This window comes from Xanthobacter flavus (genome assembly GCF_017875275.1).
GTDB lineage: Bacteria > Pseudomonadota > Alphaproteobacteria > Rhizobiales > Xanthobacteraceae > Xanthobacter > Xanthobacter flavus_A.
In genome coordinates this window covers 1798636-1821609 of sequence record NZ_JAGGML010000001.1, presented here as the reverse complement: position 1 = coordinate 1821609, position 22974 = coordinate 1798636, and the positions used below count along the sequence as shown (strand labels likewise).

Here is a 22974-nt window from a genome sequence, read left to right as displayed (position 1 = left end):
CCTCTCGGCCGTTTACCTGTCGCCCTCCGGCTCGACCGGAGGGCATTGGGTCCGTGTTCCCCGGACAAGCGACACCGAAGGTGGAGCGCCGATCCGGGGGCCAGCGCAAAACTCCCGCGTAGCGGGGCATTATCCCCTCTCCCGCAAGGGGAGAGGGGGACGTGCAGCGCCTTCGGCGGTCTCTTGCGCTGGGTCCCGGCTCGCATTCCGCTTTCGCTTCATGCGTCCGGGGCTCGCGAGCGGGCTCACGCCGGCGCCTTCGCCTCCAGAATGAGCTTGCGGATTTCCGGCAGGCAGGAGCCGCAATTGGTCCCGGCCTTGAGCCTGGCGCCCACTGCTGCCGCATCGGCCGCGCCGTCCCGGATGGCGGCGAGGATGGTGTCCTTCGGCACGCCGAAGCAGGCGCACACCAGCGGCCCGCACGACGCCCCCGCCCCGGCGCGGCGGCCGGAGAGGAGGAGGCGCCGGTCGGCGGCCGAGACCTCGGAGGCCAGAAGCCCCTTCAGCGCATCCCACGCCACGCGCTGGCCGGCGGCGCCGATGAACACCGCGAAATCGAGCCGCCCGTCCGCATCGAAGGCGGCGGCGCGATAGAGGCCGGAGGGCGTGTCGCTCAGCTCGGCCACATCGGCCGGCCCTTCCGCCGTCACCCATTGCGCCCAGTCCTCAGGTGCCATGCGGCCGGCGATGCGCCAGCCATAGCCGCCCTCCAGCGCCGCGCGCGCCCACCACACACCCTCCGGCAGCGGCATGTGGCGGCGCGCCAGCACGAAGCCCTCGAACGGTGCGGCATAAGGCGCGAGGGCGGCCGGCGTCGCCTTGGCGTCGGGCTGGCCGGAGACCGGATCGGTCACCGCATGCACCAGCGCGCCGACGCGTCCGTCGGAGGAATTGGCGTGGCTCCAGTGGATGGGGGCGAAGAGCGTGCCCTGCCTTTGGCCGGCATCCACCACCACCTCCAGCACCGCGCGGCCGTGGGCGCTTGTCACCTCCGCCAGCATGCCCGTGGCGAGCCCCAGCGGCGCGGCATCGTCCGGATGCACCGCCACGAACGGCGCCGGGATGTGCGCGCCGAGGCGGGGGGCAAGGCCGGTGCGGGTCATGGTGTGCCACTGGTCGCGGATGCGGCCGGTATTGAGCAGGAAGGGGAAGGGCGGGGTGCTTTCCGCGGCCGCCACGGGACGCGGGGCAACGAAGCGGGCGCGCCGGTCCGGCGTGAAATAGCCGCCCTCCGCGAAGAGGCGCGCCGTGCCCTCCACCCGGCCGGCGGGGACGGGCCATTGCACCGGCGCGATATCCTCATAGGCGGTCTCGCTGAGGCCGCCGAAGGCGGAGATGTCGAAATCGCGCGTCCCGCCATTCTCGAAACCGGACAGCGCGGCGTGCTCGCGGAAGATGTCCGCCGGCCCGCGCCATTGGAAGGCCGCGCCGAAGCCGAGGCGCTCGGCCACGCCCTTGAGCGCCCACCAGTCCGGTCTCACCTCGGCCGGGCGGGGCAGGAAGGGGCGCTGGCGGGAGATGCGGCGTTCGGAATTGGTGACGGTGCCGTCCTTCTCGCCCCAGGCGGCGGCGGGCAGCATCACATGCGGGCGGCAGGCGGCGGTGTCGTTGGCCACCACATTCTCGGACAGGACGAACAGCTCCAGCCCTTCCAGCGCCGTGCGCACGGCATCCGCCTCCGGCAGGCTCACGGCGGGGTTGGTGCCCATCACCCACAGGGCCTTGATCTCGCCCCGGCCGATGGCGGCGAACATGTCCACCGCCTTGTGGCCCTCATGCTCCGCCATGTGGGGCGCGCCCCAGAATCGGCGCACGCGGTCCACCTCGGCGGGGGAAAAGCCCATGTGGGCGGCGAGCTGGTTGGCGAGCCCGCCCACCTCGCGCCCGCCCATGGCATTGGGCTGGCCGGTGAGGGAGAACGGCCCCATGCCCTCCCGCCCGATGCGGCCGGTGGCGAGGTGGCAATTGAGGATGGCGTTCACCTTGTCGGTGCCCACCGCCGACTGGTTCACCCCCTGGGAATAGCAGGTGACGGCGTGCGCGGTCTCCGTGAACAGCGCGAAGAAACGTTCCACGTCCTCCACCGCCAGCCCGCAGGCGCGCGCGGTGGTTTCGGCATCGGGCGCCACCGCGCGGGCGGCTTCCAGCGCTTCGGCGAAGCCGGTGGTGTGCGCCTCCACATAGGCGGCATCGAAGGCCGGGCTCTGCGCCAGATGCACCAGCAGGCCGGAGAACAGCACCGCATCCGTGCCGTGGGCCAGCGGCAGGAAAAGGTCCGCCTCGGCCCCCGTGTCGGTGCGGCGCGGATCGAGTACGACGAGCTTCGTGCCCCGCGCCTTGCGCGCCTGTTCCATGCGGCGGAACAGGACAGGATGGCACCACGCCGTGTTGGAGCCGGTGAGGATGATGAGGTCCGCCCCATCCAGATCCTCATAGCTGCCCGGCACCGTATCCGAGCCGAAGCCGCGCTTGTGGCCGGCGACGGAGGAGGACATGCACAGGCGGGAATTGGTGTCCACGTTGGCCGTGCCGAGGAAGCCCTTGGCCAGCTTGTTGGCGGCGTAATAATCCTCGGTCAGAAGCTGGCCGGAGAGATAGAAGGCCACCGCCTGCGGCCCGTGCCGGTCGATGATGTCCCTGAGGTCGGAGGCGATGCGGTCGAGCGCCTCGTCCCACGTCGCGCGGGCGAGCGCGCCGTCCGCGCCGCGCACCATGGGATGGAGCAGGCGGGTGCCGAGCCCCAGCGTCTCGCCCAGCGCCGCGCCCTTGGAGCACAGGCGGCCGAGATTGGCGGGGTGGTCATGATCCCCCTCGATGAGCGCGCCGCCGCGCCCGTCGGGCGTCGCCTTCACGCCGCAGCCGACGCCGCAATAGGGGCAGGTGGTCTTCACCGAAGGGGGTGAGGCGAGCGGGGCGTTCATGCCGGTCCTGCCTGAGGCTTGGCCATCATTTCTAGCTCAGTACACGTCGGCCTGATAGCGCCCGGCGGTCTTGAGATCGGCGACGAATTTCGCCGCCGCCTCCGCCGAAAGACCGCCATGGGTGGCGGCGACATCAGCCACCGCCTTTTCCACGTCCTTCGCCATGCGCTTGGCATCGCCGCAGACGTAGAAATGCGCACCGTCCTTCAGCCAGTCCCACAATTCCGCGCCCGCCTCGCGGATGCGATCCTGCACATAGACCTTGCCGGCGCCGTCGCGGGACCATGCGGTGTCGAGGCGGGTCAGGCAGCCGGCGGCCTGAAGGCCGGAAAGCTCGTCCTCATAGAAGAAATCCGTCTCGCGCCGCTGGTGACCGAAGAACAGCCAGTTGCGGCCCGGGGCCTTCGTCGCCAGCCGCTCGTGCAGGAAGGAACGGAACGGCGCGATACCCGTGCCGGGGCCGACCATGATGACGTCCTTCGCCAGATCCTGCGGCAGGGCGAAGCCGTGCGCCTTCTGGATATAGGCTTTCATCCGCGTTCCCGGCGCGAGCCGGTCGCCGAGGAAGGTGGAGGCGACGCCGAGCCGGGTGCGGCCCTCCAGATCATACCGCACCGCATCCACGGTCAGGGTGAGCCGGCCGGGGGTGGCGACGGGGCTGGAGGAGATGGAATAGAGGCGCGGCTGCAGCGGCTCCAGGCACTCCACCAGCGCCTCCGGATCGGGGCGGATGCCGGGGAACTTCGTGAGCGCCGCCAGCACGTCGAGGGTGGCGGCATCGCCGTCCGGGTCCTCGCCATTGGCCAGCGCGCGGGCCTTCGCCTTGCGCTCCCCGCCGACCAGATAGGAGATGAGGGTGAAGAGCGCATCCGGCGCCGATTTCAGGCACACCTCGCGGGCCAGCACCTCGGCCAGCGTATGGCCGGCAATGGGGAAATCGGCGGGGGCGTGCAGCGCCTCCAGCACCTGCGCGACGAGGCCGGGATCGTTGACCGGGAACACGCCGAAGCTGTCGCCGGCGGCATAGTCGATGCCGGAGCCGGCGAGATCGAACTCCACGTGCCAGGTCTCCTTCTCCGAGCCCGCCTTGTTGAGGCGGGTGCGGGAGAGGAAGGTGACTTCGCCGGGATTTTCGCGGGTGCCGGTGGCGGGCGCGGCGTGGCCGGGGGCCGGGTGCACGATGGCCGTGGCCGGGGCCTCGGGCGCCGCCTCGGCGGGGGCGGAGGTTTCCGCCGCCAGCTGCTTCAGCATGCGCAGCGTCTCCTTGCCGCCGGGGGCGCAGAGATTGAGCTTGCTCTCCGCGCCGCTCGCAAGCGCCTGCGCATAGGTCTCGCAGACATAGCCGCACTGGCCGCAATCCTGCTGCGCCATGGCCGCCATCATGCGCCGGGGCAGGGCCTTGCCCTCGGCCAGCGCCATGCGCTCGGGAAGCGGCATGGATGGGTCGTGCCAGGGGGCGCCATCGTCCTCCTCCGCAGGCGCGGGCGCGGAGATGTCCGGCATCAGCGCCGCCGCGTCACCGGCCGACAGGGCCATGGGCGCGTGCCCGGCGTCGGTGGAGAGGATGGCGGCGAAGAAGCCGTTCAGCCACGCGCGCTGCTCCGCCGAGAAGGGGGCGCTGTCGGGCAATACGGGGACGACGGGGGGGCGGGACTGGAGGCTCATGGGCGGGATCCGGAAACGGTGCGCGCCAGAGGCGCACGCATGTTGCGCTGGGTCCCGGCTCTCCTTCCACTGCGCTGCGTTGCATTGCAGTCGGCCGGGACACGCGCCCGTTCTCGCGCCCCGGACGCATGGAGCGTCAGCGGAATGCGAGCCGGGGGCCAGCGCACGGCGTCGCGCAGCGGCCGAAGGGAAGAGGCCGGGCGATTCATGCCGCCGCCGCCAGCGCCTTCAGCGCATCGGGATCGAGGCGGCGGGTGAATTGGGCGAAGGTCTCGCCCGGCGTGCGGTGGGCCTTCCAGCTTTTCAGCAGGCGTTCCACCACGGCCGGGGCGTCGTCCGCCGGCACATATTGGTAAAGCTCGCGGGCGATGGCGGCCGCGCTGCCGAAGCCTCCGCCGACGAGGATGTGATAGCCGTCCACCGTGTCCCCGTCGTCATTGACGGGCACCCGCGCCCCGATCAGCCCGATATCGCCGATGTAATGCTGGGCACAGGAATTGTGGCAGCCGGTGACATGGATGTTCACCGGCCCGTCGAGGGCGACGCGCTCTTCACAGTGGGCCAGAATGGCCCGCGCGGTGCCCTTGGTGTCGGCCGCCGCGAAGCGGCAGCCCTTCGCCCCGGTGCAGGCGACGATGCCGGCCTGGAGCGGTGTTGCCTTCGTGGTGAGACCGAGGGCCTCCACCGCGTCCGTGACGGCCGCGATATCCGCATCGGCAACGCCGGAAATGAGCAGGTTCTGCCAGACGGTGAGGCGGATGTCGCCGTCGCCGGAGCGCGCCGAAATGTCGGCGAGGCCGCGCATCTGCGCCGCGTTCATGCGGCCCACGGGCGTCGCCACGCCCACATAATTCAGCCCCGCCTGCTTCTGCGGATGCACGCCGAGATGGGCGAGCCGGTCCGGCTCCGGCCGCGGCATCACCGCCGCGGCGGCAAGGCGGGTGAAGGGGCGGCCGAGCTTGTCCTCCACCAGCTTCAGGAAGCCGTCGAAGCCCATGGAATCGAGCACGTATTTCAGCCGCGCCTTCTTGCGGTCGGTGCGGTCGCCGGTGTCGATGAAGGCGCGCACGATGGCCGCCGCCACCTCCACCGCCTCGTCCGGGCGCACGACGATGCCGGTGTCGCGGGCGAAATCCTTGTGGCCGGTGATGCCGCCCAGCACGAGGCGCAGCCACACGCCTCCGTCGACGCCGAAGCCGTCCATCACCTCCACCGCCTGGAAGCCGATGTCGTTGGTGTCCTCCAGCGCGCCGATGGTGCCGGCGCCGTCGAAGGCCACGTTGAACTTGCGCGGCAGGCCGTACATGTCGCGGCTGTTGAGGATGTAATGGTGCCACCCGCTGGCCAGCGGGCGGGTGTCGATGAGTTCCTGCGGGTCGATGCCGGCGGTGGGCGTGCCGGTGACATTGCGGATATTGTCCGCGCCCGAGCCCTTCGCCGTGAGGCCGAGGGCGACGAGCCCCTCCAGCACGGCGATGCCGTCAGTGGCCGCAATCTCGCGGATCTGGAGATTGGCGCGGGTGGTGATGTCGGTGTAGCCGCCGCCATGGCGCTCCGCGATGTCGGCGACGCCCCGGAACTGCCAGTGGGTGAGGATGCCGCCGGGAATGCGCATGCGGCACATGTAGCTGTCCTGCGCCGGGGCGACATGGAACAGGCCGTGATACTTCCAGCGCAGCAGGTCGGGCCCCTTCGGGAACACGCCCTCGCGGGCGGCGGCGCGCATGCGGTCATAGGCGTCGAGGCCCAGTTCCTCGCGCTTGGCCTTCTCTTCCGGGGTGAGCTTCCTGCCCTCCGCCTCGAAGCGGGCCATGGCGCGGTGGCTGGCGGCGTCCGGGCCGGTCATCTCCGCCACCGGCGCGACTGCGGGCGCGGGCGCGCTCCGTGCGATCTGCACCGCCTTCGCGCCGGAGACGAAGCCTTCCAGATAGCGTTTCTGGTCGGTGGTGAAATCGGCGCCCATGGGGTTTCCTTTCTTCTTCTTGTCAGGCAGCGGCGGCCACCGCATCGCGGCCGAACGCAAGCTCAGGGCGCATGGCGGCGATGGGGGTGCGGCGTGTGATGAGGTCGAGATAGAAGAGACCGTCCGCCGTGTCGCCGAACAGCACGGCGCCGGCGAGCCGGCCGTCCTTCACGATGAGCCGGCGATAGACGCCGAGGCCGCGATCGGTGAGCACGATGTCCTCGGTGCCCGGACCGCCGGTGACGTCGCCGGCGGAGAAGACGGGCACGCCCGACACCTTGAGATTGGTGGAGACGACGGAGCCCGCATAGCGCGCGTCCTCTCCCGCGAGGCGACGGGCGAGCACGCCAGCCTGCTCATAGGCCGGGGCGACGAGGCCGTAGGTCATGCCGCGATGCTCGGCGCATTCGCCGATGGCGAAGATGTCGGGATCGGAGGCTGCGAGGGTATCGTCCACCACGATGCCGCGCTTCACCTCCAGCCCCGCCGCGCGGGCAAGGTCCGCATTGGGGGTGACGCCGCAGGCCACCACGAGAATGTCGGCGGGAATGACGCGGCCGTCTTTCAGGCGCAGGCCGGTGACATGGCTGTCGCCCTCTATGGCCTCGCTCGCGGCGCCGAGCAGCACTTCGATGCCCTTGGCCTCCACGGCGCGCCTGAGGAAGCCGGCGGCGGCGACATCGAGCTGGCGCTCCATCAGCCGGTCCATGAGATGGACGAGGCGGGTCTCGACGCCCGCGCCGGCAAGGCCCGCCGCGGCCTCGATGCCGAGCAGGCCGCCGCCGATGACCACGGCGCGGGTTCCGGGAACAGCGGCGGCGGCGAGCAGGGCTTCCACGTCCTTCAGATCGCGGAAGGTGTGGACGCCGGGCAGCGCCATGCCGGGCAGCGGCAGGCGGATGGGGTGGGAGCCGGTGGCCAGCACCAGCTTGCCAAAGGGCAGGCGGCGGCCGTCGGCGAGGACCACGTTGCGCGCGGCGCGGTCAATGGCGGCGGCGGGGGTGCCGTATTGCAGCGTCACGCCCCGCTCGCGCCACCAGGTGGCGGGCTTCATCTCCGCCTCGGCGGCGGTCATGTGGCCGGCGAGCACCTCGGACAGAAGCACGCGATTGTACGCAAGGCAGGGCTCCGCCCCGATCACCGCAACGGCGTGGCGGCCCAGCGCGCGGGAGGTCAGCTCCTCGCAGAGCTTCGCGGCGGCCATGCCGTTGCCGATGACGAGAAGGGGCTCGCTCACGCCTGCCTCCTTACTCGGCCGCGACCGGCGCCTTGGCAGCGGCGGCGATCATGACGGAGGAGAGGATGGCGTAGGCCTCGATCCACGCGGCCTTCGTCTCGGGGGTGAAGTCCGGCCCGAGGCCTTGCTCCAGCGTCCAGATGAGCGCGGCGCCGACGGGGGCGTAATGCTCGTCCTTCACGCCGTAGCCCACATGCTTGCGGGCGAGGCTCTCGGCGGCCGGGACGATCTTCGACAGATCGTTGAGGCCGGCGACCACGAGGCCGAGCGTCGCCATGAGCTTGGCGCCCTGGAGGCTCATGTCGCCCTTGAACAGGGGCTTCACCTCCGGCGCGATCTCGAACAGCCGGCCGTAGAACAAAGCGGCGGCGGTGTCGGAGATGGGAACGACCTTGCGAAACGAATCCTGGATCAGATCAATCTGGCTCGGAGTCATGGATATCTCCTGGCTTGAAATGAAGACGGGGAGCGGGTGCGGGGAAACCCGCTCCCCGGCGCGTCAGGCCGCCTCGACGAAGCGGTGGCGTTCGTGGAGGAATTTCAGCACCGCCTCGCGGGCCTTGAGGTAGGTGGGGTTGGTCACCAGCTCGAGGCGCTTGCGCGGACGGGGCAGCTTCACCTCCAGCACCTCGCCCACATAGGCGGAGGGGCCGTTGGTCATCATCACGATGCGGTCGGAGAGCAGCACCGCCTCGTCCACGTCGTGGGTGATCATGAGGATGGTGTTGCCCAGCGTGGCGTGGATCTGCATCACGCTGTCCTGGAGATGGGCGCGGGTGAGCGCGTCCAGCGCGCCGAAAGGCTCGTCCAGCAGCAGCACCTTCGGCTCCATGGCGAGCGCGCGGGCGATGCCGACGCGCTGCTTCATGCCGCCGGAGACTTCCGCCGGGCGCTTGTCCTTGGCGTGGCCCATCTGCACGAGGTCGAGATTGTGCAGGGTCCAGTCGTGCCGCTCGGCGCGCGAGCGGGTGCCGGAGAACACCTTGTCCACCGCGAGGCGCACATTTTCGTAGACGGTGAGCCAGGGCAGCAGCGAGTGGTTCTGGAACACGACCGCTCGGTCCGGGCCGGGGGAATTCACCTCCCGCCCGTCGAGGATCACCCCGCCCGTGGTGGCGGAGGTGAGGCCGGCCACGATGTTGAGCAAGGTGGACTTGCCGCAGCCGGAATGGCCGATGATGGAGATGTACTCCCCCTTGGCGATGTCGAGGGAAACATCGCGCAGCACCTCGGTGGTGGCGGCGCCGCGGGAGAAGGTCTTGCCGATCTGGCTCAGCTCGAGATAGGCGGGCATCGAAGCCTCCTTGAAGATGGGGTCGGGCAGGGCTCAGGAAGCCTGCGTGCCACGGGTGACGAAGGAGCCGATGCCGGCCACCAGGCGGTCGAGCACGAAGCCGACGAGGCCGATGTAGACGAGGGCGACGATGATGTCGGGCAGGCGGGAGGAGTTCCACGCATCCCAGATGAAGAAGCCGATGCCGACGCCGCCGGTGAGCATCTCCGCCGCAACGATGGCGAGCCAGCTGAGGCCGATGCCGATGCGAAGGCCGGTGAAGATGTAGGGTGCCGCGGACGGCATCATGATCTTCCAGAAGAATTCGAGCGGGTTCAGCCGCAGAACCAGCGCCACGTTGCGGTAATCTTGCGGGATGTTCCTTATGCCCACCGCCGTGTTGATGATGATCGGCCAGATGGCGGTGATGAAGATCACGAAGATCGCCGAAGGATTGCTGTCGCGGAACGCCGCCAGGGCGATGGGCAGCCACGCCAGCGGCGGCACCGTGCGCAGCACCTGGAAGATGGGATCGAGCCCGCGCATGGCCCACACCGACTGGCCCACCACAGCGCCGAGCGCGATGCCCACCACCGCCGCGAGGCCGAAGCCCACCGCCACCCGCTGGAGCGAGACCAGAACGCGCCAGCCGAGGCCGATGTCCTGCGGGCCGGCGACGAAGAACGGGTCGAGGATGAGGTCCTTGGAATCCGCCCAGATGCGGCTCGGCGGCGGCAGCGTGGCGCCCGCGCCGGAGCACAGGATTTCCCACAGCAGGCCGAGCAGCACCACCATCACCAGCGGCGGGATGACGGTGGCGGCGACGGATTTCGCATAGCCCGGCCAGCGGGAGGGCCGGCGCATGGCGGCAGGCTTCATCTTGACGACTTCTGCTGTCCCGGAGCGTCGGACCTCGCGGGGCGGCTCCTTCAAGGCGGTGACGGACATGGCACGAACTCCGGGTCTGGGTATCGGGAAGAGGCCCCTCCGCGCGGGAGGGGGCGTATTGGCGCGGCTCAGGCGTCGACGCGCTTGATGCCGAGGCTTTTGAGGTAGGCCTGCGGATCGGCGGGGTCGAAGACCTTGCCGTCGAAGAAGGTTTCCTTGCCGCGCGACGACGAGGCGGGGATATCGCTGGCGGCGACGCCCAGCTCCTTCGCCGCCTCGCGCCAGATCTCCTCGCGGTTCACCTTGGCGACGAGGGCGTTGATGTCCGTCGTGGGCTCGAACTTGCCCCAGCGGATGTCCTCGGTGATGAACCAGGCGTCATGGCTGCGGAAGGGATAGGAGGCGTGGTCCATCCAGAACTTCATGTACTGGTCGGAATTCTTCACCACGCGGCCATTGCCGTAATTGATGTCGCCGATGGCGCGGCCGTAGATGTCGGAGACGGGCACGTTGAACCACTGCCTTTTGCCGACGATTTCCGACATCTCCTTCTTGTTTTCCATCTTGTCGCACCATTGCTGGGCTTCCATGACGGCTTTCAGGATGGCGCGGGTGGCGTTGGGGTTCTTGTCCACATAGTCGGCGCGCATGCCGAGCGCCTTCTCGGGGTGCTGCTTCCAGATCTCGCCGGTGGTGCAGGCGGTGAAGCCGATGCCCTGGTTGACCAACTGCTCGTTCCACGGCTCGCCCACGCAGAAGGCGTCCATGTTGCCGACCTTCATGTTTGCGACCATCTGGGGCGGCGGCACCACGATGGTGGAGACGTCCTTGTCCGGGTCGATGCCGGCCGAGGCCAGCCAGTAGCGGATCCACAGATCGTGGGTGCCGCCCGGGAAGGTCATGGCGATCTTTACTTCCTTGCCCTCGGCCTTCTTCTTGGCGAAAGCCTCCTTGAGGGCGCCGGCATTGGCCGTGACCTTGAGGTCCTTGTATTCGTTCGAGACCGAGATGGCCTGCGCGTCGAGGTTCAGGCGCGCGAGGATGTACATGGGGGTCGGCACATTGTTCTGCGTCACCTTGCCCGTGGAGATCAGGTAGGGCATGGGCGTGAGGATGTGCGCGCCGTCGATGCCGTTCTTCTCGCCGCCGAGCACGAGGTTGTCGCGGGTGGCGCCCCAGGAGGCCTGCTTCACCACCTCCGCGTCGGGCACGCCGTGCTTGGCGAAGAAACCCTTCTCCTTCGCGATGACGAGGGGCGAGGCGTCCATGAGCGCGATGTAGCCGAGCGTCGCCTTGGTGGTCTCCGGCGTCGCCGCATAGGCCGCCGGCACGCCGCCGGGGAACGCCATGCGGATGCTCTCGAACAGCGCAGCGGTGCCGAGCGCGGCGGCCGTGCCCTTCAGGAGCGAGCGGCGCGAGACGCCGGCGGCAGCGGCCGGGGTGGCGCTCTCAGTCTTGGCGCTCTCAGTCTTGGCGCTCTCAGTCTTGGCGTTCGATGTGGCTGCGGATTCGGCGGCAGCGGACTCGGTCTTGGAAGCGTCGCTCATTTTGTTTTCCCCTGGACGGCAAAGGCGGACGAGGAGACCCGAAACGAAAAAAGCCGCGGACATGCTCACGACCTTCCGGCCATGGCTGTCAGCGGCTCTGCTGCGGGTCCCATCGTTGGGACGAATATGGGGCGCGGTCATCATCGACTGCGCCGCAACGTTAAAAGCAAGCGGCGGGCCAACTGCCTCGAAATGCCTATCTGGCTGATTTGAATATTGAATCTTGTCTGATTAAAAATTGGGCGCGGACGCTGCCTGCATCAGTGTTGGTCATTACGCGATGCAGATGCCTGTGAAGTGTGCGACGCGGCACGGCTTGGCCGTTGGAGCGTGCACCTCTTGAGCCGCGTCTATCGGCGGCGCTGCCGCCGGTGCCGCTCTTGTCCCCCGCCGCCCCCTCGGGCATCGTGCGCGCCTTCGATCGACCCCGATTCCGACCGCTGGTCGCCGCTGCCGCCGGACCTTTGAAGGACGCCCCATGTCCCCCTCTCCCCGCCCCCTCAAGCCCGGCGACCATGTGTTCCTGGTGGATGGCTCCTCCTTCGTGTTCCGCGCCTATTTCCAGTCCATCAACCAGGACCGGAAGTACAATTTCCGCTCGGACCGGCTGCCCACGGGCGCGGTGCGCCTCTTCTGCACGAAGCTGTTCCAGTTCGTGCGCGACGGGGCGGTGGGCATCCGCCCCACCCATCTCGCCATCGTCTTCGACAAGTCGGAGGACAGCTTCCGCAAGGAGCTGTACCCCGACTACAAGGCCAACCGCTCCGATCCGCCGGAGGAGCTGATCCCCCAGTTCCCGCTCATGCGCGAGGCGGTGCGCGCCTTCGGCCTCATCCCGGTGGAGCAGGCGCGCTACGAGGCTGACGACATCATCGCCACCTATGCCGAGCAGGCGGTCAAGGCCGGGGCGGACGTGCTCATCGTCTCCGCCGACAAGGACTTGATGCAGCTGATCGGCCCGAAGGTCGCCATGTATGACCCCGCCTCCGGCGAGAGCGGCGGGCGCGGGGCGCGGCCCGAGCGGCGCATCGGCCTCGGCGAGGTGCAGGAATATTTCGGCGTGCCGCCGGAGAAGGTCACGGACGTGCAGGCGCTGGCCGGGGATTCCACCGACAACGTGCCCGGCGTGCCCGGCATCGGCATCAAGACCGCCGCCCAGCTCATCGCCGAATATGGGGATCTGGAAACGCTGCTCGCCCGCGCGGGCGAGATCAAGCAGCCCAAGCGTCGGGAATCGCTTCTGAACAATCAGGAGGCGGCGCGCATCTCCAAGCAGCTCGTGACCTTGGTGCGCGACGTGGCGGTGGAGGTGCCGCTCGAAGACCTCGTGCTGGAAGATCCGGACGCCAAGCGCCTGATCTCCTTCCTGAAGGCCATGGAATTCACCACCATCACCCGCCGTGTGGCCGAGGCCTATGGTGTGGAAGCCGGCGAGGTGGAGCCGGACCCGAAGCTGGCGCCGAGCGGCGGCGATCTCTTCGCGCCCGCCTCCTCGCCTGCCGCAGATGGGGAAGCGCCGGCCGCCGTCGCCCAGCCGGGCGCCGCTGCCGCCGCCCCCGGCGGCACGCCCACCCCTGCCGATCTCGCCCACCAGCGCGCGCAGGCCGCGCGGGCGACGCCGGTGGACCGCAAGGCCTACCGCACCATCCTCGATCTTTCCGAGCTGAAGGCATGGTGCGCGAAGGCCGTGGACCTCGGCGTCGTCGCCTTCGACACCGAGACCAATTCGCTGGACCCCATGCAGGCGGACCTCGTGGGCGTCTCGCTGGCGCTCTCGCCCAATGAGGCCTGCTACATCCCGCTGCTGCATCAGGGGGCGGGCGACGGCCTGTTCAGCGAAGGCCTGCTGCCGGGGCAGATTTCGCTCACCGATGCGGTCGCCGCGCTGAAGCCCATGCTCGAGGACAAGGGCACGCTCAAGGTCGGGCACAATGTGAAGTATGACGAGGCGGTGCTGGCCCGCCACGGCATCACCGTTGCGCCCATCGACTGCACCATGTGCATGTCCTACGCGCTCGATGCCGGCAAGAACGGCCACGGCATGGACGAACTCTCCGTCCTCCATCTCGGCCATCAGCCCATCGGCTATTCGGAGGTGACGGGGAAGGGCAAGGCGCAGATCACCTTCGACAAGGTGGCGCTGGAGCCCGCCACCGCCTACGCCGCCGAGGATGCGGACGTGACGCTGCGCCTGTGGCAGGTGCTGAAGCCCCGTCTCGCCGCCGAGGGCCGCACCACCGTCTACGAGACGCTGGAGCGCCCGCTCATTCCCGTGCTGGCGCGCATGGAATCGCGCGGCATCGCCATCGACAAGGCCATGCTGGCGCGCCTCTCCTCCGAATTCGCGCAGGGCGCGGCGCGGGTGGAGGACGAGATCGCGGAGCTGGCCGGCGAGCGGCTGAACGTGGGCTCGCCGAAGCAGATGGGCGACATATTGTTCGGCCGCATGGGCCTGCCCGGCGGCACCAAGACCGCCACCGGCATGTGGTCCACCAAGGCCACCGCGCTGGAGGAGTTGGCCGAGCAGGGCCACAAGCTGCCGCAGAAGATCCTGGAATGGCGCCAGCTCTCCAAGCTCCGCTCCACCTATACGGACGCGCTGCCGAACTTCGTGCATCCTGAGACGAAGCGCGTCCACACCTCCTATGCGCTGGCCGCCACCACCACGGGGCGGCTCTCCTCCTCCGATCCCAACCTTCAGAACATCCCCGTGCGCACCGAGGAAGGCCGGCGCATCCGCCGCGCCTTCGTGGCGGAGGAGGGCAATCTCCTCGTCTCGGCCGACTATTCGCAGATCGAACTGCGGCTGCTGGCCGAGATCGCGGACATCCCGGCGCTGCGGCAGGCCTTCACCGACGGGCTCGACATCCACGCCATGACGGCATCGGAAATGTTCGGCGTGCCGGTGCAGGACATGCCGGGGGAAATCCGGCGGCGGGCGAAGGCCATCAATTTCGGCATCATCTACGGCATCTCCGCCTTCGGCCTCGCCAACCAGCTCTCCATCCCGCGCGAGGAGGCGGGGCAGTACATCAAGCGCTATTTCGAGCGCTTCCCCGGCATCCGCGACTATATGGAGGAGACCAAGACCTTCTGCCGCGAGCACGGCTATGTGGAGACGCTGTTCGGCCGGCGCTGCCACTATCCGGACATTGCGGCGAAGAACCCCTCCATTCGCGCCTTCAACGAGCGCGCCGCCATCAACGCCCGCCTCCAGGGCACCGCCGCCGACATCATCCGCCGCGCCATGATCCGCATGGAGCCGGCGCTGGAACAGGCGGGCCTTTCCGCCCGCATGCTGTTGCAGGTGCATGACGAACTGGTGTTCGAGGTGCCCGAGGGCGAGGCCGAGGCGACCATTCCCGTCGTGCGCCACGCCATGGAGAGCGCGGCGGCGCCCGCCGTGCACCTCGCCGTGCCGTTGAAGGTGGACGCGCGGGCGGCGAAGAACTGGGAAGAGGCGCACTGAGGGGCGGCTCTCGCGTCCCGGCCGACTGCAACGCAGCCTTTCCGCCGTCATGCCCCGGCTTGTCCGGGGCATCCACCGGGGCCGCGGACCGCTCATCGACTGCTGACAGGGTGCCCGGCCACAGGTGGATCCCCCGCACAAGGCGGGCGATGACGCCGGGATGAGGAGAGACTGCCTCCGCCATTGACGTCTGTGCCCCTGAAACTGCTAAACACCCGCCATTCCCCAACACGAGGACACATCATGAGCATCGAACGGCTCGACAAGGGCGCCCGCATGAGCGAGGCGGTGATCCACGGCAACACCGTCTATCTCGCCGGCCAGGTGGCCGAGGGGCCGGACGTGGAGAGCCAGACCAAGGCCGTGCTCGCCTCCATCGACAGCCTGCTGGCCCGCGCCGGCACCGACAAGTCGCGCCTTCTCACCGCCACCATCTGGCTGTCGGACATCAAGAATTTCGCCGGCATGAACAGCGTGTGGGACAGCTGGGTGGACAAGGACAATCCCCCCGCCCGCGCCACCAGCGAAGGCAAGCTCGCCGCGCCGCAGTTCCTGGTCGAGATCATCGTCGTCGCCGCCCGCGGCTGATCTGCCGGGCATCCCCCTCTCCCCCGAAGTCGGCTTTTGCCGACTTCGGCTTTCACGAAATGAACTCGGCATCAGCCGAGTTCAGGCGGGAGAGGGTGGATCGCGGCGCAGCCGCGAGACGGGTGAGGGGGTGGCGCCGCGATCACATTCCCGGCGGCGTCTACCCCTCACCCCCGACCCCTCTCCCGCAAGGGGAGAGGGGTGGCGCCAGGTGTTCTTAAAGCTTACCTTCTCTGCCTGACGTTTTTCCGGAGCTTCCGACCCATGGCCGCCGCCGGTGCCGAATCCAGCAGCCCCCGCGCCCCGCGCGAGACCGGCCATGCGCGCATGGAGGCGCTTGCCCGCCTGCCGGTGTTCTTCGGGCTGGACGGCCGGCGCGTGCTGGTGGCGGGCGGTGGTGAGCCGGCGGCCTGGAAGGTGGAGCTTCTCTCCGCCGCCGGGGCGCGGGTGGAGGTGATCGCCCCAGCCGTCTGCGAGGACATCTGGCGGCTGGCCGGCGCGCCTGCCCATGGTGCCATCGCGGTGCATGTGCGCGACTGGCATGACGACGACATCGCGGGCGCGGCCCTCGCCATCGGCGATTTCGAGGATGCGGAGGCGGCCGCGCGCTTTTCCTCTGCTGCTCGCGCGGCTGGCGTGCCGGTGAATGTCATCGACCGGCCGGCCCTGTGCGACTTCACCTTCGGCGCGATCGTCAACCGCTCGCCCCTCGTGGTGGGCATTTCCACGGACGGCGCCGCCCCGGTGTTCGGGCAGGCGGTGCGGGCCAAGATCGAGGCGCTCCTGCCCTCGGGCTTCCGCGCCTGGGCGCAGGCGGCGAAGACGTGGCGCGCGGCGGTGACCGAGCGCGGCCTCTCCTTCCACGCCCGCCGCGCCTTCTGGGAGCGGTTCGCCGCGAAAGCCCTCGCCGAGCCCCACCGCGCCCCGGAAGAAGCCGACCGCGCCGCGCTGTTCGCCGCCATCGAGACGCAGGGCTCATCCCCGCAAGGTCGCTCGGGCGTGGGCGGCTCGGTTGTACTGGTGGGCGCAGGGCCGGGCGATCCCGAATTGCTCACGCTCAAGGCCGTGCGCGCGCTGCAATCGGCCGACGTGGTGCTCTATGACGACCTCGTCTCCGGCGCGATCCTCGATTTCGCCCGACGCGAGGCGAAGAAGATGCTGGTGGGCAAGACCGGCTACGGCCCCTCCTGCAAGCAGGACGACATCAACGCGCTGATGGTGGACCTTGCCCGCGAGGGCCGCCGCGTGGTGCGTCTGAAGGGCGGCGAACCCATGATCTTCGGCCGGGCGGGCGAGGAGATCGCTTATTGCCGCGCCGCCGGCGTGCCGGTGGAGGTGGTGCCCGGCATCTCCTCCCCCCAGGGCGCGGCGAGCCGGCTCGTCACATCGCTCACCCATCGCGACCATGCGCGGCGGCTGCAATTCGTCACCGCCCATGCGCGCGACGGCAAGCTGCCCGCCGATCTCGACTTCAAGGCGCTCTCCGACAAGGCGGCGACCACGGTCGTCTACATGCCGCGCCGGACACTGCCGGACCTCGTGCGGAATCTCCTCGCCGCCGGCATCGAGCCGGCGACGCCTGCCATCGCCATCTTCTCGGTCACCCGGCCGGAGGAAAAGGTGGTCGTCGCCACGGTCGCCAGCCTCGCCGAGGCGGTGACGCGCGCCGTCGAGGCCGGGGCGGATGGCCCCTGCCTCGTGCTCTATGGTTTCGCGCTGTCGGAAGTCGCGGCGCAGGACCTGCCGCAGGCGGCCGAGGCCGCGCGGGGGTAGGGCAGGGCGCGGATAGCGCCGTCATGCCCCGGACGAGCCGGGGCATGACGACCCATCCTCACATGTTGGGATAGTTCGGCCCGCCGCCGCCTTCCGGCGCCGTCCAGGTGATGTTCTGGTTCGGGTCCTTGATGTCGCACGTCTTGCAGTGGACGCAGTTCTGCGCGTTGATCTGGAAGCGCGGGGCGTCCGCGCCCTCCTCGATCCACTCATAGACGCCGGCGGGGCAGTAGCGGTTGGAGGGGCCGGCATAGACGTCGTGCTCCGACGCCTTCTGCAGGGCCATGTCCTTCACCACCAGATGCACCTGCTGGTTCTCCTCGTGATTGGTGTTCGAGAGGAACACCGAGGAGAGCTTGTCGAAGGTCAGCACGCCGTCGGGGCGGGGATACTGGATCTTCTTGCAGTCCTTCGCCGGCTTCAGCGAGGCGGCGTCGGTCTTGCCGTGCTTCAGCGTGCCGAACAGCGAGAAGCCGAAGGTGTTGGTCCACATGTCCAGCGCGCCCAGCGGGATGCCGAGGAAGGTGCCGAACTTCGACCACAGCGGCTTCATGTTGCGCACCTTCTTCAGGTCCGCGCCGATGGCCGAGGCGCGCCAGGCCGCCTCGTAGCTCGCAAGCTCGTCATGGCTGCGCTCGGCGCAGAGCGCGTCGAGCAGGTGGTCGGCGGCGAGCATGCCGGAGAGCACCGCATTGTGGCTGCCCTTGATGCGCGGCACGTTCACGAAGCCGGCCGCGCAGCCCACCAGCACGCCGCCGGGGAAGGAGAGCTTCGGCACGCTCTGGTAGCCGCCCTCGGTGATGGCGCGGGCGCCGTAGGAGATGCGCTTTGCGCCCTCGAACGTGTCGCGGAACATGGGGTGGGTCTTGAAGCGCTGAAACTCGTCGAAGGGCGAGAGCCAGGGGTTCTGGTAGTTGAGGTGGACCACGAAGCCCACCACCACCTGCTCGTCGTCGATATGGTAGAGGAAGGCGCCGCCGCCGGTCTTGGAATCGAGCGGCCAGCCGAAGGCGTGCTGCACGAGGCCGGGCTTGTGCTTCTCCGGCTTCACCTTCCAGAGTTCCTTCAGGCCGATGCCGAACTTCGGCACGTCGCGGCCCGCGCCGAGGTCGTACTTGGCGATGATCTTCTTGGTGAGGTGCCCGCGCGCGCCCTCGGCGAAGACGGTGTAGCGGCCGCGCAGCTCCATGCCGCGGGTAAACTCGGCCTTTTGCGCGCCGGTCTTGTCGACGCCCATGTCGCCGGTGGCGATGCCGATGACCGCGCCCTTCTCGTCATAGAGGATCTCGTCGGCGGCGAAGCCCGGATAGATCTCCACGCCCAGCGCCTCGGCCTTCTGGGCGAGGAAGCGGCACACGTTGCCGAGGGAGCCGACATAATTGCCGTGGTTGTTCATCAGCGGCGGCATGGCGAAATTGGGCAGGCGCACGCCCCCGGCGGGCCCGAGCAGATAGAAGGCGTCGTCCGTGACCTGGACGGTGAGGGGGGTGTCCGCCTCGTCCCGCCAGCCGGGGATGAGGGCATCGAGGCCGATGGGATCGACGACCGCGCCGGAGAGGATGTGGGCGCCCACTTCCGAGCCCTTCTCCACCACCACGACGGAGACATCCGTGCCGCGCTCGGCGGCCTGCTGCTTCAGGCGGATGGCGGTGGCAAGGCCCGCAGGGCCGGCGCCGACCACCACCACGTCATAATCCATGCCCTCGCGCTCTGGCAGCTCCGCCGCGCCCATACGCCTGCTCCCGTCCGTCAATCCCGTTGATTGGACTTTTTCCACGACACGCCGGCAAAGACAACCGGGCACTTCCGCTTAGGGCAACATCTTGCCCTATATGGGACGATAGTTCCGTGGTTACGCACGCGCGGGCGCTGGCCTATGGTTGCCATGTTCGGGCGGGCTTCGTCCGGGCGGGCTTCGCGCCGGCGGGCGGACTGTCTAAAAGGATGGGATGGACGTGACCGCCGATCGGGACTTCGACGACTGGGCCGACATTCTCGCCTTCCACTGGGAGGCGGGCGTGGACGTGGCCATCGGCGAGGTGCCGGTGGACCGCTTCGCCGAAAGCGCCGCCGAGCCGAGCCGTCCCCGGCCACCGGCGCCTGCGGCGCGCGGGGCCGCAGATGCCGGCCCGGCCTCCGGCGCCCTGGCGGGCGTCGCGCCCTCCCGTCCCGCGCCCTCCCGCAACCAGCCCGCGCGGCCAGCCGCTCCGGCGACGCCCACTCTCGTCACCCAGCCGCCCGACGAGGCGGTGATGGGCGCGCGCGAGGCGGCACGGGGGGCCGCGAGCCTCGACGAGCTGAAGGCGATCCTTGAGGGTTTCGAAGGCTGCGCGCTCAAGCGCACCGCGAGCCGGCTGGTGTTCGCCGATGGCAATCCGGCCGCGAAGGTCATGTTCGTCGGCGAGGCGCCGGGCCGCGACGAGGACCAGCAGGGCCTGCCCTTCGTCGGGCGCTCCGGCAAGCTGCTCGATCTGATGCTGGCCGCCATCGGCCTCGACCGCACCAGCGCCTATATCGCCAACGTCATCCCCTGGCGCCCGCCCGGCAACCGCACGCCGACGCCGCAGGAGACGGCGGTGTGCCTGCCCTTCATCGCCCGGCAGATCGAGCTGGCCGACCCGGATATCCTGGTGTGCCTGGGCGGCCCCTCGGCGCAGGCGCTGCTCGGCACCACCGAGGGCATCACCAAGCTGCGCGGGCGCTTCATGGATTACGACACCGGCACGCGCACCATCCGCGCCATCGCCACCTTCCACCCGGCCTATCTCCTGCGCACCCCGCTCGGCAAGCGCTTCGCCTGGCGCGACATGCTGGCGGTGGAGGCGCTGCTTGCGGGGAAGGCAGGCGGGGCGCTATGACGTTGCTATCATAGCGTGTGTCGGAACCGGCCGTGATGCAGGATTTGAGTTTCCCCTACCGGACGACCCGCCCCATCATGACGGTGCTGGGAATCCTGGCATTCGGCGCAGGCGCCTACGTCCTGTTTTTAAGGTCCCAAACCAATGTGCGAGGTCTGGTTCTCAATCACATCATTGAGCTGAGTGCTTCCGATGCGAGCTTCTTCTATCTGGCGCTCGCCGCGGCAAGCGTCGTGCTCTGTCTTATGGGCATCGTGATTCTGCTGCTGTCCCTGTTCGCAAACCGCAACATCGAGATCACGTCGACACATCTCTCGGTGCCGCGGGGTATTCTCTCCCCCAACAACGCAATCATCCCCTGGGACAGCATTACCGGCCTGCGCGATATCAGCATGTCGAACCATCACTGGCTGGACGTGTTTCACACGGGCGGCAAGGTGCGTATCGCCGAGAACATGCTGGGTTCGGAGGATTTCGCCACGGTTCGGCAGATTGTGCTTGGGACTGTGAACCGGGTCCAGTCGCGCAATAACATCGGTCCGGGCCGGCGCCGCCCAACGAGGTGAGCCCTACTTCCCATACCCCAGCGGGGCGTTCACCAGCGCGGAGTTGCGGTAGCGGGGGTCGGAGGTGACTTCCTCGCCCACCCACTCGGGCAGGTCCACCTGCTGGTCGATGCCGTCCAACTCCACCTCGGCCATGACGAGCCCGTCATTCTCGCCCTCGAAGACGTCCACGGTCCAAAGGCGGCCGGCGTGCTCCACGGCGTAGCGGGTCTTCTCGATGAGCGGCCGGGCGCAGAGCGTTTCCAGCATCACACGCGCGTCCTCGATGGGGATCGCATATTCGAACTCGGCGCGGGAGAGGCCCTGCGTCTTGCCCTTCACGGTGATGAAGGCGTCGCCGTCCGCGATGCGGATGCGCACCGTCGCGCCATCGTGCGAGAGGTAGCCCTGGCGGATGGGGGTGGCGCGCGCGCCCGCCCGCCATGCGTTGGAGGTCACGAGGAACTTGCGCTCGATCTCGACGGGCATGTTTCGGCCGGCTGGGACTGTGGATATCCGCACCATAGACCGAAGGGGGCGGGACTCGTCCAGCCCGCAGAACGGGGCTAAAACCCTAAAACATCGCAGAAAACGATTTCATGATACCGCATGCGTCAACACGCTGCACATTGGGGCGTGGCGCCTGTGGCCACGCTCCAGTTTCAGGGCCGGGCCTTGCGCGCGCAAGGCGCGCACTGCCTCAGCCATGCACGTATCAGGCGTGGACCTTGCCCTTGGACGCCTTCGGCGCGTCCTGCGCCGCACCGGTGTCCAGATCATCCCGCGACGGCGGGTTGGTGGTGCCGATGGTGGTGATGCGCATGATGTTGGTGGTGCCGGGCTTGGCGAAGGGCACGCCGGCCGTGATGGCGAGGCGGTCGCCCGGCTTGCCGAGGGTGTGCTCCACGGCGGTGCGCACGGCGGTGTCCACCATCTCCCCGAAGGAGTGGATGTCCTCCTTCATGTGCACGGCGTGCACGCCATAGGAGAGGGCGAGGCGCCGCGCGGTCTCCACCTTCGGGGTGAGGCCGAGGATCGGGATGGCAGGCCGCTCGCGCGCCGCGCGGAGGCCCGTGGTGCCCGACAAGGTGAAGGCGACGAAGGCGGAGGCATCCACCGCGATGGCCGCCTGGTAGGTGGCCTTGGTCACGGCATCGCCGATGGTCTTGCCCCATTCCGCCTGGGTGGCGTCCAGCACCTGACGGTAGCCGGGATCGCACTCCACGTGGCGGATGATGTCGTCCATGAAGGTCACGGCCTCCACCGGGAACTGGCCGGCGGCGGTCTCGGCGGAGAGCATCACGCAGTCCGCGCCCTCATAGACGGCGGTGGCCACGTCCGACACCTCGGCGCGGGTGGGGACCGGAGCGGTGATCATGGATTCCAGCATCTGCGTCGCCACGATCACCGGGCGGCCATACTTGCGGGATTCCGCGATCATGCGCTTCTGCAGCGCCGGCACCTCGGCCAGCGACATTTCCACGCCCAGATCGCCGCGCGCCACCATGATGGCGTCGGACAATTCCACCAGCTCGGTGAGATGCTCCACCGCGGCGGGCTTCTCCATCTTCAGCATGATGGCGGCGCGATCCTTGATGAGGCCGCGCGCCTCGTGGATGTCCTCCGGACGCTGCACGAAGGAGAGGGCGATCCACTCCACCCCCGCCTCGCAGGCGAATTCGAGGTCGTGGCGGTCCTTCTCCGTGAGGGGCGAGAGCGGCAGCACCACGTCCGGGATGTTGAAGCCCTTGTTGTTGGAGAGCTTCGTGCCCGCCACCACCTGGGCCTCCAGGAAGCCGGCGCCCTTCTTCACCACCTTCAGGCGCACCTTGCCGTCGTCGCACAGCACGGTGGAGCCGACGGTGAGGGCTTCGAGGATGTCGGGATGCGGGATCGGCACGCGGGTCTCGTCGCCGGGGCGGTCCACGTCGGCGTCGAAATGCAGCACGTCGCCGGCCTTCAGCGCGATGGAGCCGTCCTTGAAGCGGCCGATGCGGAGCTTCGGGCCCTGCATGTCGGCGATGACGCCGATGGGCCGGTTCATCTCCTTCTCCAGCCGCCGGATGCGGGCCAGCACCTCGCCGTGATCGGCCTGGGTACCGTGCGAGAAATTGAGCCGGAACACGTCCACGCCGGCGAGGAACAGCGCCTTCAGCTTCTCCTCGCTGTTGGAGGCGGGGCCGACGGTGGCCACGATCTTGGTGGCGCGCTGGCGCTTGAAGGTGGGGTGGCGCTTGCTGGGCATGT

At 69.0% G+C, this 22974-nt stretch carries 16 protein-coding genes; 5 read left to right on the top strand and 11 right to left on the bottom strand.

Annotation, left to right across the window (positions count from 1 at the left end):
* Positions 1 to 245: 245 nt before the first annotated feature.
* The 8 genes from J2126_RS08815 to J2126_RS08780 form a co-directional block, all read right to left on the bottom strand.
* Complete coding sequence (locus J2126_RS08815) at positions 246 to 2921, bottom strand: nitrate reductase (RefSeq protein WP_209485800.1); 2676 nt, start codon at positions 2919 to 2921, stop codon at positions 246 to 248.
* Positions 2922 to 2957: 36 nt separating this feature from the next.
* The gene (locus tag J2126_RS08810; protein ID WP_209485785.1) at positions 2958 to 4586 is read right to left on the bottom strand and encodes a sulfite reductase subunit alpha; all 1629 of its coding nucleotides are present in this window, start codon (positions 4584 to 4586) and stop codon (positions 2958 to 2960) included.
* A gap of 205 nt (positions 4587 to 4791) precedes the next feature.
* Positions 4792 to 6549 carry a NirA family protein gene (locus J2126_RS08805; protein ID WP_209485784.1) on the bottom strand — a complete coding sequence of 586 codons (1758 nt, stop codon included), beginning with the start codon at positions 6547 to 6549 and terminating at the stop codon, positions 4792 to 4794.
* Between the two features lie 22 nt (positions 6550 to 6571).
* Complete coding sequence (locus J2126_RS08800; RefSeq protein WP_209485782.1) at positions 6572 to 7786, bottom strand: NAD(P)/FAD-dependent oxidoreductase; 1215 nt, start codon at positions 7784 to 7786, stop codon at positions 6572 to 6574.
* A 10-nt stretch (positions 7787 to 7796) separates the two neighbouring features.
* Complete coding sequence (locus J2126_RS08795; RefSeq protein WP_209485780.1) at positions 7797 to 8222, bottom strand: globin family protein; 426 nt, start codon at positions 8220 to 8222, stop codon at positions 7797 to 7799.
* A 63-nt stretch (positions 8223 to 8285) separates the two neighbouring features.
* Complete coding sequence (locus tag J2126_RS08790; protein ID WP_209485778.1) at positions 8286 to 9080, bottom strand: ABC transporter ATP-binding protein; 795 nt, start codon at positions 9078 to 9080, stop codon at positions 8286 to 8288.
* A gap of 33 nt (positions 9081 to 9113) precedes the next feature.
* On the bottom strand, positions 9114 to 10007 hold the full coding sequence (ntrB, locus tag J2126_RS08785; protein WP_209485776.1) for a nitrate ABC transporter permease: 894 nt from the start codon (positions 10005 to 10007) through the stop codon (positions 9114 to 9116).
* Positions 10008 to 10075: 68 nt separating this feature from the next.
* Complete coding sequence (locus tag J2126_RS08780; protein ID WP_209485774.1) at positions 10076 to 11494, bottom strand: CmpA/NrtA family ABC transporter substrate-binding protein; 1419 nt, start codon at positions 11492 to 11494, stop codon at positions 10076 to 10078.
* A gap of 478 nt (positions 11495 to 11972) precedes the next feature.
* Here J2126_RS08780 and polA point away from each other — a divergent pair, with 478 nt between their 5' ends.
* The 3 genes from polA to cysG all read left to right on the top strand — a co-directional run bounded on the left by polA (position 11973) and on the right by cysG (position 17324).
* Positions 11973 to 14963 carry a DNA polymerase I gene (polA, locus tag J2126_RS08775; RefSeq protein WP_209485772.1) on the top strand — a complete coding sequence of 997 codons (2991 nt, stop codon included), beginning with the start codon at positions 11973 to 11975 and terminating at the stop codon, positions 14961 to 14963.
* 243 nt (positions 14964 to 15206) lie between these two features.
* Positions 15207 to 15551, top strand: coding sequence for a RidA family protein (locus J2126_RS08770; protein ID WP_209485770.1), 345 nt, complete (start codon positions 15207 to 15209; stop codon positions 15549 to 15551).
* A 264-nt stretch (positions 15552 to 15815) separates the two neighbouring features.
* Positions 15816 to 17324 (top strand): siroheme synthase CysG, encoded by a 1509-nt coding sequence (gene cysG / locus J2126_RS08765; protein ID WP_209485768.1) that lies wholly within the window; start codon positions 15816 to 15818, stop codon positions 17322 to 17324.
* 58 nt (positions 17325 to 17382) lie between these two features.
* Here cysG and J2126_RS08760 read toward each other — a convergent pair whose 3' ends face one another.
* Entirely contained in the window at positions 17383 to 19056 is a 1674-nt protein-coding gene (locus J2126_RS08760) for an electron transfer flavoprotein-ubiquinone oxidoreductase (protein WP_209485766.1), read from the bottom strand.
* A gap of 217 nt (positions 19057 to 19273) precedes the next feature.
* On the opposite strand from J2126_RS08760, the gene J2126_RS08755 reads away from it, so the two are divergent.
* Positions 19274 to 20182 carry a uracil-DNA glycosylase gene (locus tag J2126_RS08755; protein ID WP_209485764.1) on the top strand — a complete coding sequence of 303 codons (909 nt, stop codon included), beginning with the start codon at positions 19274 to 19276 and terminating at the stop codon, positions 20180 to 20182.
* A 32-nt stretch (positions 20183 to 20214) separates the two neighbouring features.
* A complete protein-coding gene (locus J2126_RS08750; RefSeq protein ID WP_209485762.1) occupies positions 20215 to 20748 on the top strand; it encodes a hypothetical protein in 534 nt (177 codons plus the stop codon).
* Positions 20749 to 20751: 3 nt separating this feature from the next.
* Here the strand turns inward: J2126_RS08750 and J2126_RS08745 are convergent, their stop codons facing one another.
* Positions 20752 to 21216: a CYTH domain-containing protein gene (locus J2126_RS08745; RefSeq protein WP_209485760.1), complete on the bottom strand. Its 465-nt coding sequence runs from the start codon at positions 21214 to 21216 to the stop codon at positions 20752 to 20754.
* A gap of 226 nt (positions 21217 to 21442) precedes the next feature.
* Positions 21443 to 22972: a pyruvate kinase gene (gene pyk, locus J2126_RS08740; protein WP_209485758.1), complete on the bottom strand. Its 1530-nt coding sequence runs from the start codon at positions 22970 to 22972 to the stop codon at positions 21443 to 21445.
* Positions 22973 to 22974: the final 2 nt, after the last annotated feature.